This is a genomic window from Corynebacterium intestinale (assembly GCF_023574125.1).
Lineage (GTDB): Bacteria > Actinomycetota > Actinomycetes > Mycobacteriales > Mycobacteriaceae > Corynebacterium > Corynebacterium hesseae.
This window is the reverse complement of the sequence record NZ_JAMKFF010000003.1, coordinates 135363-149361: the sequence shown is the minus strand read 5'-3', so window position 1 is coordinate 149361 and position 13999 is coordinate 135363. Positions and strand designations below refer to the sequence as shown.

Below are 13999 nucleotides of genomic sequence, written 5' to 3'. Positions count from 1 at the left end.
GAGCTAGCTCTGTAGAAAGCTGCGGACGAGGCGTTCGGCTGCGGCGCTCAAGCGCTGGGCGACGTCCCCGCGTCCCTCCCCGCCGAGCTCCTCTAGGAGTGCGCCTTGCGGCGCCGGTGCCGTAGCGGAGCCAGCGATGATGCCCAGCGTCGGCGGCCCGGTCATCTCCGCCAGCGTGCCCACGACTTTTCCGGTGAGCGATTGCTCGTCGAAGCGCCCCTCGCCAGTGAGGACGAGATCCGCCTCGGCGATGCGCGCGGGTAGGTCGAGCGCCTCGGCCACATAGCGCCCGCCGGGAACGATGCGGCAGTGCTCCGCCGTGCCCCACAGTGTGCGTGAGAGCCAGCTTAAGGCGATGGGGATGCCGCCGGCGGCACCCAAGAACTCTGCTTGCGGGTCGGTATCCGTGACCTCGCATAGCTTCAGCATCGCGCCGGCGAGCAGCGCCACCTGTTCGCCCTCGGCGCCCTTTTGAGGGCCGTACATCGTCGCGGCCTGGATGGGCACGGCGCGGGTGTCCGTAACCAAGGTGTAGTCCATCATCGCCGCCTTCATGTTGAGCTGTGCGGTGTCGATGTGATCGAGGTTGACCAGCGGGGCGCCGCCTTTGGGCAGGGCGTAGCCGCGGGAATCGTGGGCGGCGGCGCCGAGCGCGGCGAGGATGCCGAGCCCGCCGTCGATGCTGGCGCTGCCGCCAAGCCCCAAGACGATGTGCTTGGCGCCGCGCGATTCGGCGTCGGCAAGCAGCACTCCCGTGCCATAGGAATCCGCGTGGAGCGGATCGAGGGCGTCGGAGACAGCGGGCAGGCCGGTGGCCGCCGCGACGTCGATGAAGGCCGTGTCACCAACGAGCTGGTAGCTGGCCTCAGTCAGCCGCCCGATGGCATCGGTGGTGGGCAGCGTAATGGTCTGGCCCGCCGTGCCGTTGCGGTGTACGGCGGCGCTGGCGAGTACCTCCGCGGTGCCCTCGCCACCATCGGCCATGGGGAGAGTGGTCACCTGTGCCGTAGCGGCGTGCGGGGAAGAGCCGAGGGCGCGGCGCGCGCCCAAAGCAATGGCGGCGGCGGCTTCGGCGGCAGTGGCGGTGCCTTTAAATGAGTCGGGGGCAACAAGTATGCGCATGTTCATGAGTATATGGAAGCAGAAGCGGGAAAGAATTTTCGCCCTCTGACCTGCTTTTAAAAAATTTCCCCGTACGTTCGTCTTGCAATTTAGGTCGATTGATAGAAAACTGTCGGTTGTTCAATGGATGACGCACCAGCTGCTAAACACGGTGCCGAATGAAAGGATTGCCATGTCCATCGACCAGCAAATCTCCGACTATTACAGCAAGCTTCTCAAGCGCAATGCTGGTGAACCGGAATTCCACCAGGCGCTCGCTGAGGTCCTGGATTCCCTCAAGATCGTCCTCAACAAGGACCCTCACTACGCTGATTATGGCTTGGTCGAGCGGCTGTGCGAACCCGAGCGCCAGCTCATCTTCCGTGTCCCGTGGGTGGATGACAACGGCCAGATTCAGGTCAACCGCGGCTTCCGCGTGCAATTCAACTCGGCCCTCGGCCCGTACAAGGGCGGCCTGCGCTTCCACCCGAGCGTGAACCTGGGCATCATCAAGTTCCTTGGCTTCGAGCAGATTTTTAAGAACTCGCTGACCGGTCTTCCCATCGGTGGCGGCAAGGGTGGGTCAGACTTCGACCCGAAGGGCAAGTCCGAAGCCGAGGTCATGCGCTTTTGCCAGTCTTTCATGACGGAGCTGCACAACCACATCGGCGAGTACCGCGATGTGCCGGCCGGCGATATCGGCGTGGGCGGCCGCGAAATCGGTTTCCTGTTTGGCCAGTACCGCCGCTTAGAAAACAAGCACGAGTCCGGGATCCTCACGGGCAAGGGGCTGACCTGGGGTGGCTCCCTCGTGCGCACTGAGGCCACCGGTTACGGCCTGGTGTATCTGACCTCGGAGATGATGAAGACCCACGGCGAGTCCTTCGACGGCGCCAAGGTCATTGTTTCCGGCTCCGGCAATGTTGCTATCTACGCCGCCGAGAAGGTTCAGCAGCTCGGCGGAACCGTCGTGGCGATGTCCGATTCCTCCGGCTACATCACGACGCCGAACGGCGTGGACTTGGAGCTGCTCAAAGACATAAAAGAAGTACGCCGCGAGCGCATCTCTACCTACGCCGGCGAGGCTGGTGCGGGCGTGGAGTACCACGAGGGCGGCAACGTATGGGGGGTCAGCGCCGACGTTGCCCTGCCGTGTGCGACCCAAAACGAGCTCGACGGCGATGACGCCAAGCTCCTGGTAAAGAACCACATCCGCTACGTTGCTGAGGGTGCAAACATGCCGTGTACCCCGGAAGCCGCGCACTACTTCGGGGAGAGCGGAATCGCCTTTGCACCGGGCAAGGCCGCGAATGCGGGCGGTGTGGCAACCTCCGCGCTGGAGATGCAGCAGAACGCATCCCGCGACTCCTGGTCCTTCGAGTACACCGACCAGCGCCTGCATGAGATCATGTCCAATATCTTCCGCAACATCGACAAGACCTCCAAGGAATACGGCCTGGAAGGTGACTACGTGGCGGGCGCCAACATTGCCGGCTTCAAGAAGGTGGCCGACGCCATGCTGGCCCAAGGCGTAATCTAGCCGTTTCCTTATCTCTGTATCTGCGCTTAACCTCCTCGCTTACCGGGGAGGTTTTCGCCATTTCTTCCCGCGTGGGATACGTCGCAGTGTGCGTGCGCTTGGATAGGCTGGTGCCATGTACCGCGTATTTGAGTCCCTCGATGAACTTGTTCGCAATCTGGAACAGGCCTATGCCGTTCCCATGACCTCCAACTGCATGGTTCCGCGCCACGAAATGCTGGCGCTTCTCGACGATCTTCGCAACGCCCTCCCCGTTGAAATGGATGACGCCCAGGACGTCCTAGACAAGCAGGACGAGATCCTCCAGGGTGCTGAGGAGCGCGCGGAGCAGATTATTTCTGAGGCCACCGCCGAGGCCGATGACACCGTTGCCCGTGCGCGTGAGGACTCAGACGCCATGCTTGCCGACGCTCAACACCGCGCCACCACCTTGGTAGCCCAGGCGGAAGATGAGGCCACCAACCTCGTAGAGAACGCACGCTCCGACGCCGAGCGCACCCGCGCCCAGGCGGATGAGGAGTACCAGCGCGCCGTCGCAGCAGGCCAAGCCGAGCAGGACCGTTTGGTCTCCGAATCCGAGGTTGTGCGCCGCGCCGACGATGAGGCGCACCGCATTGTGGAGACCGCGCACTCTGAGTCCAACCGCCTGCGCACCGAGTGCGATGAATTCGTTGACGCCAAGCTCGGGGAGTTCGAGACCACCTTGTCCGATCTCTTGCGTACCGTCAACAACGATCGCTCCGCGCTGCGGCGGGGCGCCGGCGTGCGTTCCCGCGGTGAATCACATGGTGAGGGACGAAGCGCTGTGCGCGAGACCCGGGAGCCTGTGCGCCGTGCGCCGCGTGCGCCCCGTGATTACTAAGCCGAATTGTTGAATTAAGGTGCGGGCAACTACCTAGTGGTGACGCTTCGGCGTAGCCGAAGCGAGGTCGAGTGAAGCGAGGTAGAGTCCTGCGCCGCAGCGCGCGCCTGTTCCGCGCGGCGAATCCGGGCGGCTTCCTTGGCCGGCATGGTGCTTAAGGCTGCGGCCAATCCCGCGGCGACGAGGCCCGGCAGTGCATAAAGCACCCACATAATGCCGAAGTCCGTGCCCGTGGTGTGAGGCTCGGGGATGGGGCCCCAGGCGGCGTCGACAAGCAACAGCACCACATCGACCGCACCGACGGTCAGCATCATCACACCAATCCCCATGCCGGCGGCAGAAAAGGACTCGCGCGCGCTCCACGCGATGAGCGCGGCACACAGCGAGAACAGCGCCGATGAGAGTATGACGATAGGCCCAAAATGCAGGGGAAGAAAGGACACCGCGCCCACGGCCAATCCCGCAAGGGCGCTGGCGAGGGCCGCGCGGTGCAGGGAGAGGCCGGCATCGCCGAAAATGCTGGGGCGGACTCGCGTGATGAGGTGGCGGCAGGTCACTCCTACGACGGTCAGGACCACGGCGGGGACAAGGCACTGCAAGGGAAAGCTGAGCGCGAGTTCACGTGCCGTGGCGCCCAGAGACGCCGTGTCGGTCGCGGTGTAGCTCATGGAGTTTTAGGCTAAAAGCCACAGGCGAAAGAATCGAGCCTTGTGGGCAAGCGCTTAAGCGGCTATGACCCAACATTCAGGCCCTTGCCAGTCTAGGGCGCGTGGGTCAGCACAGGGTAAGCTGGTGGGCGTTATGAAATCACCATTGAAGTTCGACGTGACGGAATTGCTCCGCAGCCAAGGAGCTGAAGCGCTGCCTGAGCACCGCGTGCAAACCGGACCCGCCCCCGAGCGCATCGGCGTGGAAATGATCGGCATCCCGGAAGGTGCTGAGGTTAAGGTGGACGCCACCTTGACGCCGTTGGGCTCCGGCGTGTTGGTGGACGCTGATATCACCGGCACCCTCAGCGGCGAATGCGCACGCTGCTTAGCTGAGCTACATCCAGCACTAGATCTCCACGTATCCCAGGTTTTCTCCGCGGATGAGTCCTTCATCAGCGGAGATGAAACAGAGGAAGAGGATCGCGGTTCCGGCGATGAGATCCCCGAGATTGAGGACGGTGTCCTTGACCTCCTGCAGACCGTGATCGATGAGGCAGGTTTGGTGCTTCCTTTCGCGCCGACGTGTGAGGATGGCTGTGAAGTAGATGTTCCCGAAGGCGTGACCACGGGGGTCTCCGGGGAAGAAGAGCGCGTCGATCCGCGGTGGTCTGGGTTGGAGAAATTCCTATGAGCAAGAAGAAGAAACTCACCGGCGAGCAGGCACTTGCCGTAGCATTCGCGGAGGTAGACCACGGTCCGCTGCTCAAGGCACTCGGCGTGGAACTCAACGATGAGCTGCTGTGTTTGGCGCTGACGCACCGTTCCTTTGCCAACGAGAACGGTCACCTGCCCAACAATGAGCGTCTGGAGTTCCTCGGGGACGCGGTCTTGGGCTTGTCCATCGCGGCCAAGCTCTACGAAAAGTTCCCATCGCGCCCCGAATCGGACATCTCGAAGATGCGCGCTTCCATTGTTTCGCGCTACGGCTTGTCTGACGTAGCCCGTGAAATCGGGGTGGGCCAACACGTCCTGTTGGGCAAGGGTGAACAATCTACCGGCGGCCGTGACAAGGACTCCATCTTGGCCGATACCACCGAGGCCATCTTGGGGGCCATCTACCGCCAGCATGGTTTCGAAGTCGCCCGCGGGGTGGTGCTGCGGCTGTTTGCCGCCAAGGTTGAGAACGCCGTGGTATCCGGCCGCCACATGGACTGGAAGACGACCTTGCAGGAGCTGTGCGCCGAGCTGAAGGCAGCGATGCCCGTGTATTCGGCCACCTCGACCGGCCCCGAGCACGATCAGACCTTTAATGCCGTTGCCACGGTGGCCGGTTTGACCGTGGGTAGGGGAACGGGACACAACAAGAAGCTTGCGGAGCAGCAGGCGGCGGAAGAAGCCTGCCAGGCGCTGCGTGAGACCCCGTTGCTGGTGCAGGGCACCGCCGGCAAAGAGAACTAACCCACGAGGACTCGATGCCAGAGCTGCCTGAAGTTGAGTCCGTCCGCCGCGGGCTCGAGCCCTACGTCGTGGGGCGATCCTTCGCGGCGGTCGATGTCCTTCACCCGCGCGCCAATCGCAAGCAGGAGGCACCGCTGTCCGCGCTGCTCGTGGGCAGGAGGATCGCCGCGGTGGCGCGCCGCGGCAAGTTCATGTGGCTGGAGTTTGCCGATGAGGACCGCACTGATCCTGCCCGCGATGTGCTCTTTATCCACCTCGGAATGTCGGGGCAGGTGCGGATCGGTGAGGTGGATTCACCCCACGTGCGCATCGCCGCCGTGCTTGATGACGCCACCCGCATCAGCTTCGTCGACCAGCGCACTTTTGGCTATTGGCATCTCGGCCCGTGGCTCACCATGGCGCATATCGCGCCCGATCCCCTCGAAGCAGACTTTGACCTCACCGCGGCGGGGAGGCGCCTGCGCGCAAAACGTACGGCGGTGAAAGTTGCCCTGCTGGATCAAACTGTGCTCAGCGGAGTGGGCAATATCTATGCGGATGAGGCGCTGTGGGCGGCTCAGATTTCTCCGTTGAAGAAGGCCAGCGCCCTGCGGCAGCGCGATGCCGTCGCGGTGATTTCCGCGGCCACCGACGTTATGCGCTCCGCCCTTGAGGTTGGCGGGACCAGCTTTGACGCGCTGTACGTCAACGTCAACGGCGAATCCGGGTATTTTGACCGTTCCTTGCATGCCTATGGGCGTGGCGGGCAGCCCTGTGATCGCTGCGGCGAGGACATCGTGAAAACCGTGTTGGGCGGGCGCGGTACCCACTATTGCCCGTCCTGTCAGCGCCGTGGGGTGGGGAAGTAGTTAGGCTCCAACTAGGCCGATGGCGGGGGTTGTCACTAGTGTGTAACGTATGCAAGAAATCTTCAGCACCGTGATCGGTGTCATTAACGACAGCCTGTGGTCCTATGTCCTGCCATGGCTGCTTATCGCTGCTGGCCTTTACTTCGGTATCCGCACCGCTTTGGTGCAGGTCCGCATGGTGCCGGATATGTTCAAAGCGGTCGTCGAAAAGCCCAAGGGGGTCGGCGTCGATGAGGACGCCGATTACGGCGGTATTTCTGCCTTCAAGGCGTTCACCATCTCGGCGGCGTCGCGTGTGGGCACCGGCAACGTCGCGGGTGTGGCCGTAGCAATTTCTGTGGGCGGGCCCGGCGCTGTGTTCTGGATGTGGCTCATCGCCATCCTGGGTGGCGCAACTGCGTTCGTGGAGTCCACGCTGGCCCAGTTGTGGAAGGTCCGCGAGGGGGATACCTACCGCGGCGGCCCGGCCTACTACATGTCCCGCGGTCTGGGCTGGAAGCCCTTGGCAACCATTTTCTCCGTCGCCATCGCCATTACTTTTGGTTGGTTCTACAACGCTTTCCAGACCAACGCTATCTCTGATTCCTTGGCGGCCTCCTTCGGACAGGATTCCGGTGCCTTCAAGGCGGGCGTGGGTATTGCCGTCGTTGCCGTAGCTGGCCTCATCATTATCGGTGGTGTTCAGCGCATCGCCTCGATGACTCAGTTCATCGTGCCGTTTATGGCCGGTGCCTACCTCATCATGGGCTTCATCGTGGTGGTCCTTAACTTTGACAAGGTGCCGGACATGTTTGTCTCCATCGTCGGCTCTGCCTTCGGCTTCCGTGAGGCTGCTGGCGCGACACTGGGCATGGCCATGCTGAAGGGCATCCAGCGCGGCCTGTTCTCCAACGAGGCCGGCGAAGGTTCGGCGCCGAACGCGGCAGCAACGGCGACGGTCTCCCACCCCGTGAAGCAGGGCCTTGTGCAGACCCTCGGCGTGTACTTCGACACCCTGGTGGTGTGTACGATTACTGCCTTCATCATTCTGCTGGGCACCGAGTTCGAGACCTTTGGCTCCGACGCGATTGAGGGCGTGACCCTCACCCAGAACGCGCTGTCCAATGTGGTCGGCGAGTGGGGCATCCACTTCGTCACGTTCATCCTGTTCTTCTTGGCATTCTCCTCGATTCTGGGTAACTACTACCTTGCAGAGTCCAACGTGGAGTACCTCTCCGGGAAGAAGTGGGTACTGTGGGCCTTCCGCCTCATCGTGTTGGCCTTCGTCTTCTACGGCGCGGTGGCCCCGCTGGGTACCGTGTTCGACCTGGCGGATACGGGTGCCGCCATCATGGTGCTGCTCAACGTGTGCGCCATCGTGCCGCTGTGCGGCGTGGCCATCAAGCTGCTGAAGAACTACAACGAGCAGCGCCGCAAGGGCCTGGATCCTGTCTTCCACCGTGATATGCTGCCGGAACTGCAGAACGTCGAGTGCTGGGATGGTACCGATCCTGTGACGCGCCGCAGCGCGGAGGACCGCCGCCGTCTCGATCACGAATTCGACTTGAGCGACCGCACAAACTTGAGGGAGTACTAGATGGCAGACACGGCAGCAGCCTCTGCGGGTCATGAACGCCTCACAGCTTTCGTACTTGGCCACGTCCAAGGCGTGGGCTTTCGCTGGTGGACGCGTTCCCGGGCCCTCGAACTAGGGCTGGCTGGGCACGCGACGAACCTTCAGGACGGACGCGTCCAGGTGGTTGCTGAAGGCCCGCGAGCTGACTGCGAGAAGCTGCTGTCCTTGCTGCGCGAAGAACCATCAACCACGCGCCGCCCGGGCGTTGTGAACGCCGTGGTGGAGCAGTGGGCCGCACCGCGCGGTGAGTCGGGCTTTATCGAGCGCTAAACTAAGTCGAATGCACCTCAAATCGCTCACGCTCAAGGGATTCAAGTCTTTTGCGTCCGCGACGAACCTGAAATTCGAGCCCGGTATCTGTGCCGTGGTGGGCCCGAATGGCTCGGGTAAATCTAACGTCGTCGACGCACTGGCGTGGGTCATGGGTGAAGGCAGCGCCAAGACGCTGCGCGGCGGCAAGATGCAGGACGTCATCTTTGCCGGCGCCGGTGAGCGCAAGGCCCTTGGCCGCGCTGAGGTCACACTGACCATCGATAACTCCGATGGCGCATTGCCCATCGAGTACTCGGAGGTCTCCGTCACCCGCCGCATGTACCGGGATGGCGCGAGCGAGTATGAGATCAATGGGTCAAAGGCCCGCCTCATGGATATCCAAGAGCTGCTGTCGGATTCCGGCATTGGCCGCGAGATGCACATCATCGTGGGCCAAGGAAAACTGGCGGAGATCCTGGAGTCCCGACCAGAAGATCGTCGCGCTTATATTGAGGAAGCTGCGGGCGTGCTCAAGCACCGCCGCCGCAAGGAAAAGGCGCAGCGCAAGCTCACGGGCATGCAGGCCAACCTGGACCGCCTGCAAGACCTGACCGATGAGCTGGGAAAACAGCTCAAGCCGCTGGCCCGCCAGGCGGAGGCCGCCCAACGCGCAGCCACTGTGCAAGCGGATTTGCGCGATGCTCGCCTGCGCCTCGCCGGTGACCGTGTGGTCAGGTTGCGTGCCACGTTCGAGGATGCCGAGAAACGCGCTGTGGTGCTCGCCGAGCAGGTCGAGGTAGTCACGGCGCAGCTGGAAGAGGCCACGGAAATTCAGCTCGAGGTAGAGGCCGAGTTGGGGGATGTCACTCCGCGCGCGGAGGCCGCGCAGAAGTTGTGGTTCGAGCTATCGACGCTGAGCGAACGCATCTCTGCCACGCAGCGTATTGCGGCCGAGCGCGCCAGCAACGTCGGATCCCAGGTGGCCTATGCCGGCCAGGATCCGGAGGAGCTGGAGGCGCGCGCCCGGCGTGCCGACGAGGAGCACGACGAGCTGCTGGCCGCTGCCGAAGAAGCGGCGGAGCGCTTGGAATCGATCCGGGAGGAAGTGGCTGAGCGCCGGGAAGCCTTCGAGGCCGCGGACAAGGAGCACATGGCGCAGCTGCGCGCCATTGCGGATCGCCGCGAAGGCGTGGTCCGCCTCATCGCGGCCGAGGAAAACCTGGCGGGTCAGGTAAGCTCCGCGGAATCTGAGTTGGCGCGCCAGGAAGAAACCCTGGCGAACACGAAAGCGCGCACCAGGGGAGCGCAGGCGGAGGCCGATGAGGTAGCGGACAAACTAGAGCACCTGGCTGCCGAGCGTGAGCCGCTGGAAGAAGCGCACGTGCGCGCGGCCAGCGAGTCCGCCGCGGCCGATAAACGCTTGGAGCAGCTGCGCGATGCCCAGCGGGAGCGCGAGCGCACCGTGTACAGCCTGCGAGCCAGGATCGATACGCTGGGCCAGACCGCTCCGGAAGCGCTCGAGCTGGGGGAGGGTTTTAAGCCTCTCGCGGAGTTCATCTCTACGCGTTATGAAACGGCCGTCGCGGCGGCACTCGGTTCCTTCGCGGAGGCGCAGGCCGGCGCGGTGAGTGGGGACATCGTGGGTGATCTCGCTGAGGCGAGCCGCACTCCGTTGATCGACGTCTCCACGGAACCTACCGGTTCAGCCTGGCGCCTTGATGCGGACTTGCCCTCCGGTGCTAGCTGGTTGCTCGACCAGATGGTCTTGGTCCCGGAAGTATCGGCGGCGGTGACACGGTTGCTCTCCGACGTCGTTCTGGTGGATGACTATGCCGCGGCCCGCGAGCTCATTGCTGAAGATCCGCGCCTGCGGGCCGTCACCGCCGAGGGCTTGCTGGTTGGTGAAGGCTGGGTCGAAGCCGGAACTGGTGCCGTCTCCACGGTCGAGGTGAGCGGCCAGATTACAGAAGCCGAGCAACAGTTGGAAACCGCCACCCACGAGCTGGAGGAGCTATCAGGCACGCTGGAAGGCGCGAAGCTAGCCGCCGATGATGCCCGGGTAGGCGCGGCGAGCGCTAAGGCCGCGCTGCGCGAGCACGATCACGAGCTCGAGGCGTGGAAGCGCGACCACCAGCGCTTACTCAAGCAGTATGAGGCGAACAAGGCGGAGCACGAAAAGGCTGCCGCTCGCGCCACGGACATCGAGGTGCAGTTGGCTCGCCTGCGCGAAGAACTCGCGGAGGCTCGTGACCGCTTGTCGCGCGTGGACGCCGATGAGCAAGCGGATGAACCTTCCTCGGTGGAACGCGATGCAGCCTCGGCCGCCCTTGAACAGGTCAAGGCCATGGAGGTAGAGGCTCAACTGGCGGCCCGCAGCGCGGAGGAAAAGGTAGGCCAGGCAGCCGGCAAGGGAGAGGCCCTGCGGCGCCAAGCTCAGCATGAGCGCCAAGCTAAGGCACGCCACGATCAGGCGATGGCCCGCCGGCAGGCGCAGGCGCGGTTGGCGGGGGCCGTCGACAAGCATGCCCAGGACCTAGCCGCCCGCACTACGCAGGCACTTGAGCGCGCAGCTGAGGAACGCGATGAGCTAGTGACCCAGCGCGGCGTGCTGCAGGGGCGTGCGCAGTCGGCGAAGCAGGCGGTCTCCGCGACCCGTCAGCAGCTTGATCGCCTGACCGATTCCGCGCACAACTCGGAGATTGCCCGCAGCCAGGCGCAGGTGCGCGTGGATGAGGCTGAGGGCAAGATCGTGGAGCAGCTGGGCATATCTATCCCGGATTTGCTCAAGGACTACACGCCGGGCGAGGACTTCGATCGCTCCGCCGAGACCAAGCGGTTGAAGCAGGCCGAGAAGGACCTCAACTCCTTGGGCAAGGTGAACCCGCTGGCCTTGGAGGAGTACAAGGCTCTGGAGGAGCGCTATAGCTTCCTGTCCACGCAGCTCGATGACGTGATTCATGCGCGTAAGGATTTGGCCGGAGTCATTGAGGACGTTGACGCGCAGATCTTGCAGCTGTTCACGGATGCCTGGCACGACGTGGAGGCGGAGTTCCCCAAGGTTTTCCAAACACTCTTCCCCGGCGGCGAGGGCCGACTCATCCTTACTGAGCCGGATGACATGCTGGCCACCGGCATCGAGGTGGAGGCCCGCCCGCCGGGCAAGAAGGTCAAGCGCCTGACGCTGCTGTCGGGCGGCGAGAAGTCACTGACCGCGCTGGCGATGCTCGTGGCTATTTTCCGCGCGCGCCCCTCACCGTTCTACGTCATGGATGAGGTGGAGGCCGCGCTGGACGACGTCAACCTGCGCCGCCTCATCGCCCTCTTCGAGGAGCTGCGCAAGGATTCTCAGCTCATCGTCATCACTCACCAGAAGCCAACGATGGACGTGGCCAACGTCCTTTACGGCGTGACGATGCGTGGTGATGGTGTCACACGCGTGATTTCACAGCGCATGACCCGTGCGGGTGAGGCGCCGGGCACGGCTCAGGCGGCGGAGGACGCCACGCGCCTTGGCGTGGATGCTCCGCGCTAACGGCGCGGTGCCAGACCGAGGCTTTCGCCCTCCTCATCGTGCCGGGCGCGAACAACCCTGGCACTATGGAGGGCATGAATACTACTTTTCTGTGGATTGCGATAGCAGTCATCGTCCTGATTCTGCTGGTGGTCTTGTTCATCGTCCTGGGCAAGAAGCGCGGCGAGTCGAAGAAGGTCTCCTTCGAAAAGCCCGCGGAGGAGCCGAAGGAGCTGACCCAACAGCAGAAGTCCGGCAACTACCAGGCCAAGTCTGGTTTTAATTTCGCCCCTGCTGGTGGCGGTACAACTAAGGAGCCTGTTACCGCCTCGAAGCCCGAGCAGCCGGCGCCACAGCCGTCAGTTGCTGAGCAGCCCGCGCAGGCCCCAGCTGAGCCCAAGCCTGAGCCGCAGGCGGAGCAGCGTGATGCCACTGAGCTGGCGAATGCGCAGTTAGAGGGCGCCGAGGAAACACCGAAGGTCACGAAACCTAAGGCGGAGCCGGAGGCGGAGGCACAACCAACGGTAGAAGCTAAGCCCGAGGCGGAGGCTAAGGCTGAGGTTAAGCCGGAACCGGCGGCAGAGGCCAAGCCAGTGAGCGAGCCGGAGCCGGCAAAGGAAGAAGAGGAAAAAGACTCTTCCGCTGGCGTTGTCGCGGCAGGTGCCGCGGGCGCCGCAGCCGCTGGTGCTGCCGTGACCGGAGCCGCTGCCGCGGACAAGGATGATAAGGACGCTCTAGAAGAAGGCGCGGAGGGCGATGCCCCAGCCGCCGAGCAGGAAACCACTGAGCCGGAGCCCGAAGCTGCTGAGGCAGAAGCAGTGGACGAGGCCCCGAAGGTAGAGGAGGAGCCTTCTGCTCAGGTTGAAGCCGAAGAAGAGGCAGCGGAAGAGGTAGAAGTACAGCCTGAACCAGAAGCGCAGCCCGAGCCAGAAGCACCGGCCGAGCCAGAGGAAGCTGAAGCAGAGGAAGCCGCTGCGGCGGCGGGGGCGCAGGCGGCGTCGGCAAGCGCGGCGCTCGAGGCTGAGCCCGAGGAGCTGGAAGTTTCCGAGGACGCCGAGGTCGTTGAGGCCCCGGCATCTCAGCCGCAGGAGGATATCGCACCGGCCGCCGGCCGCTTGGGCAAGCTGCGTGGGCGCCTGTCCCGCTCGCAGAACGCCATCGGCCAAGGCCTCATGGGCATTCTTTCCGCTGGTGATCTGGATGATGATGCCTGGGAAGAGATTGAAGACACCCTCATCATGGCTGATCTGGGCACCAAGTCCACGATGAAAGTCACCGACTCCCTGCGCGAGAAGATCGCTGAACGCGGCGTGAGCTCCGAGGCGGAAGCACGCGCCATGCTGCGCGAGGCACTCATCGAGGTTGGCCATCCGGAGATGGACCGCTCCATCAAGGCCATGCCGAACGACGGCAAGCCTGCCGTCATCATGGTCGTTGGCGTCAACGGCACCGGCAAGACCACTACGACGGGCAAGCTCGCGCGCGTGCTCGTGGCGATGGGCCACAACGTTTTGCTCGGCGCGGCGGATACCTTCCGTGCAGCGGCAGCTGATCAGCTCGAGACCTGGGGTCGCCGCGTAGGCGCATCGACGGTGCGCGGCAAGGAAGGCGCGGACCCGGCTTCCGTGGCCTTCGATGCCGTCGCCGCTGGTGTGGACCAGGGCGTGGACGTGGTCCTCATCGATACTGCTGGGCGTCTGCACACCTCCGTTGACCTCATGGACCAGCTGGGCAAGGTCAAGCGCGTGGTGGAGAAGAAGACCGAGGTCGACGAGGTCCTGCTTGTCCTGGACGCGACGGTGGGGCAGAACGGCCTGACGCAGGCGCGCATTTTCCGCGATGTCGTCGACATCACTGGTGTTGTCCTGACCAAGCTCGATGGCACGGCAAAGGGCGGCATCGTCTTCCAAGTTCAGGAAGAACTGGGTGTGCCGGTCAAGCTCGTGGGCCTCGGCGAAGGAGCCGATGACCTCGCGCCGTTTGAGGTTGAGGGATTCGTCGATGCCTTGCTGGGGGAGAAGTAAGACCTTATAGATCCCTGGGCTATACCTAAGTTCTTTCGAGACGCAGCGCCTCCTTTGTGAGGCGCTTTCGTCGTCTCCATCCCATTAAAGATGTGCTTTGGGGGAGGTCACAATGGTAGTCTAGGACAGTCCTGTCTA

The 13999-nt window shown here is 63.5% G+C and carries 11 protein-coding genes; 9 read left to right on the top strand and 2 right to left on the bottom strand.

From position 1 onward, the window contains the following. Window positions 1-3: 3 nt before the first annotated feature. Entirely contained in the window at window positions 4-1122 is a 1119-nt protein-coding gene (locus M5J06_RS05260; RefSeq protein ID WP_070683285.1) for a glycerate kinase, read from the bottom strand. A gap of 172 nt (window positions 1123-1294) precedes the next feature. On the opposite strand from M5J06_RS05260, the gene gdhA reads away from it, so the two are divergent. Continuing rightward, complete coding sequence (gdhA, locus tag M5J06_RS05255) at window positions 1295-2641, top strand: NADP-specific glutamate dehydrogenase (RefSeq protein WP_250224143.1); 1347 nt, start codon at window positions 1295-1297, stop codon at window positions 2639-2641. Between the two features lie 115 nt (window positions 2642-2756). Next, window positions 2757-3503 carry a DivIVA domain-containing protein gene (locus M5J06_RS05250; RefSeq protein WP_070519973.1) on the top strand — a complete coding sequence of 249 codons (747 nt, stop codon included), beginning with the start codon at window positions 2757-2759 and terminating at the stop codon, window positions 3501-3503. Between the two features lie 29 nt (window positions 3504-3532). On the opposite strand, the gene M5J06_RS05245 is transcribed toward M5J06_RS05250, so the two are convergent. Next, window positions 3533-4171, bottom strand: a complete 639-nt coding sequence (locus tag M5J06_RS05245; protein ID WP_232755531.1) for a hypothetical protein — start codon at window positions 4169-4171, stop codon at window positions 3533-3535. A gap of 133 nt (window positions 4172-4304) precedes the next feature. Between M5J06_RS05245 and M5J06_RS05240 the strand changes: the two genes are divergently transcribed. The 7 genes from M5J06_RS05240 (at window position 4305) to ftsY (ending at window position 13861) form a co-directional block, all read left to right on the top strand. Continuing rightward, window positions 4305-4844 (top strand): YceD family protein, encoded by a 540-nt coding sequence (locus M5J06_RS05240; RefSeq protein WP_070519975.1) that lies wholly within the window; start codon window positions 4305-4307, stop codon window positions 4842-4844. Then, complete coding sequence (gene rnc, locus M5J06_RS05235; protein ID WP_070519978.1) at window positions 4841-5611, top strand: ribonuclease III; 771 nt, start codon at window positions 4841-4843, stop codon at window positions 5609-5611. Before M5J06_RS05240 ends, rnc begins: the two co-directional genes overlap by 4 nt. Before the next feature lie 14 nt (window positions 5612-5625). Further along, complete coding sequence (mutM, locus tag M5J06_RS05230; RefSeq protein WP_070533235.1) at window positions 5626-6459, top strand: bifunctional DNA-formamidopyrimidine glycosylase/DNA-(apurinic or apyrimidinic site) lyase; 834 nt, start codon at window positions 5626-5628, stop codon at window positions 6457-6459. Window positions 6460-6508: 49 nt separating this feature from the next. After that, entirely contained in the window at window positions 6509-8035 is a 1527-nt protein-coding gene (locus M5J06_RS05225) for an alanine/glycine:cation symporter family protein (protein ID WP_070533234.1), read from the top strand. Next, window positions 8036-8344, top strand: a complete 309-nt coding sequence (locus M5J06_RS05220; RefSeq protein WP_070533232.1) for an acylphosphatase — start codon at window positions 8036-8038, stop codon at window positions 8342-8344. It begins immediately after the preceding gene. Window positions 8345-8354: 10 nt separating this feature from the next. Continuing rightward, window positions 8355-11858: a chromosome segregation protein SMC gene (gene smc, locus M5J06_RS05215; RefSeq protein WP_070519986.1), complete on the top strand. Its 3504-nt coding sequence runs from the start codon at window positions 8355-8357 to the stop codon at window positions 11856-11858. Between the two features lie 74 nt (window positions 11859-11932). Beyond that, window positions 11933-13861: a signal recognition particle-docking protein FtsY gene (gene ftsY / locus M5J06_RS05210; RefSeq protein WP_250224142.1), complete on the top strand. Its 1929-nt coding sequence runs from the start codon at window positions 11933-11935 to the stop codon at window positions 13859-13861. The last annotated feature ends 138 nt before the right edge of the window (window positions 13862-13999 follow it).

What these genes read in the sequence shown, in the direction of transcription:
- M5J06_RS05240 (WP_070519975.1), top strand. Translation starts at nt 4,305, where the DNA reads ATGAAATCACCATTGAAGTTCGACGTGACGGAATTGCTCCGCAGCCAA.
- M5J06_RS05245 (WP_232755531.1), bottom strand. Translation starts at nt 4,171, where the DNA reads ATGAGCTACACCGCGACCGACACGGCGTCTCTGGGCGCCACGGCACGT.
- gdhA (WP_250224143.1), top strand. Translation starts at nt 1,295, where the DNA reads ATGTCCATCGACCAGCAAATCTCCGACTATTACAGCAAGCTTCTCAAG.
- M5J06_RS05225 (WP_070533234.1), top strand. Translation starts at nt 6,509, where the DNA reads ATGCAAGAAATCTTCAGCACCGTGATCGGTGTCATTAACGACAGCCTG.
- ftsY (WP_250224142.1), top strand. Translation starts at nt 11,933, where the DNA reads ATGAATACTACTTTTCTGTGGATTGCGATAGCAGTCATCGTCCTGATT.
- M5J06_RS05260 (WP_070683285.1), bottom strand. Translation starts at nt 1,122, where the DNA reads ATGCGCATACTTGTTGCCCCCGACTCATTTAAAGGCACCGCCACTGCC.
- M5J06_RS05250 (WP_070519973.1), top strand. Translation starts at nt 2,757, where the DNA reads ATGTACCGCGTATTTGAGTCCCTCGATGAACTTGTTCGCAATCTGGAA.
- smc (WP_070519986.1), top strand. Translation starts at nt 8,355, where the DNA reads ATGCACCTCAAATCGCTCACGCTCAAGGGATTCAAGTCTTTTGCGTCC.
- mutM (WP_070533235.1), top strand. Translation starts at nt 5,626, where the DNA reads ATGCCAGAGCTGCCTGAAGTTGAGTCCGTCCGCCGCGGGCTCGAGCCC.
- rnc (WP_070519978.1), top strand. Translation starts at nt 4,841, where the DNA reads ATGAGCAAGAAGAAGAAACTCACCGGCGAGCAGGCACTTGCCGTAGCA.
- M5J06_RS05220 (WP_070533232.1), top strand. Translation starts at nt 8,036, where the DNA reads ATGGCAGACACGGCAGCAGCCTCTGCGGGTCATGAACGCCTCACAGCT.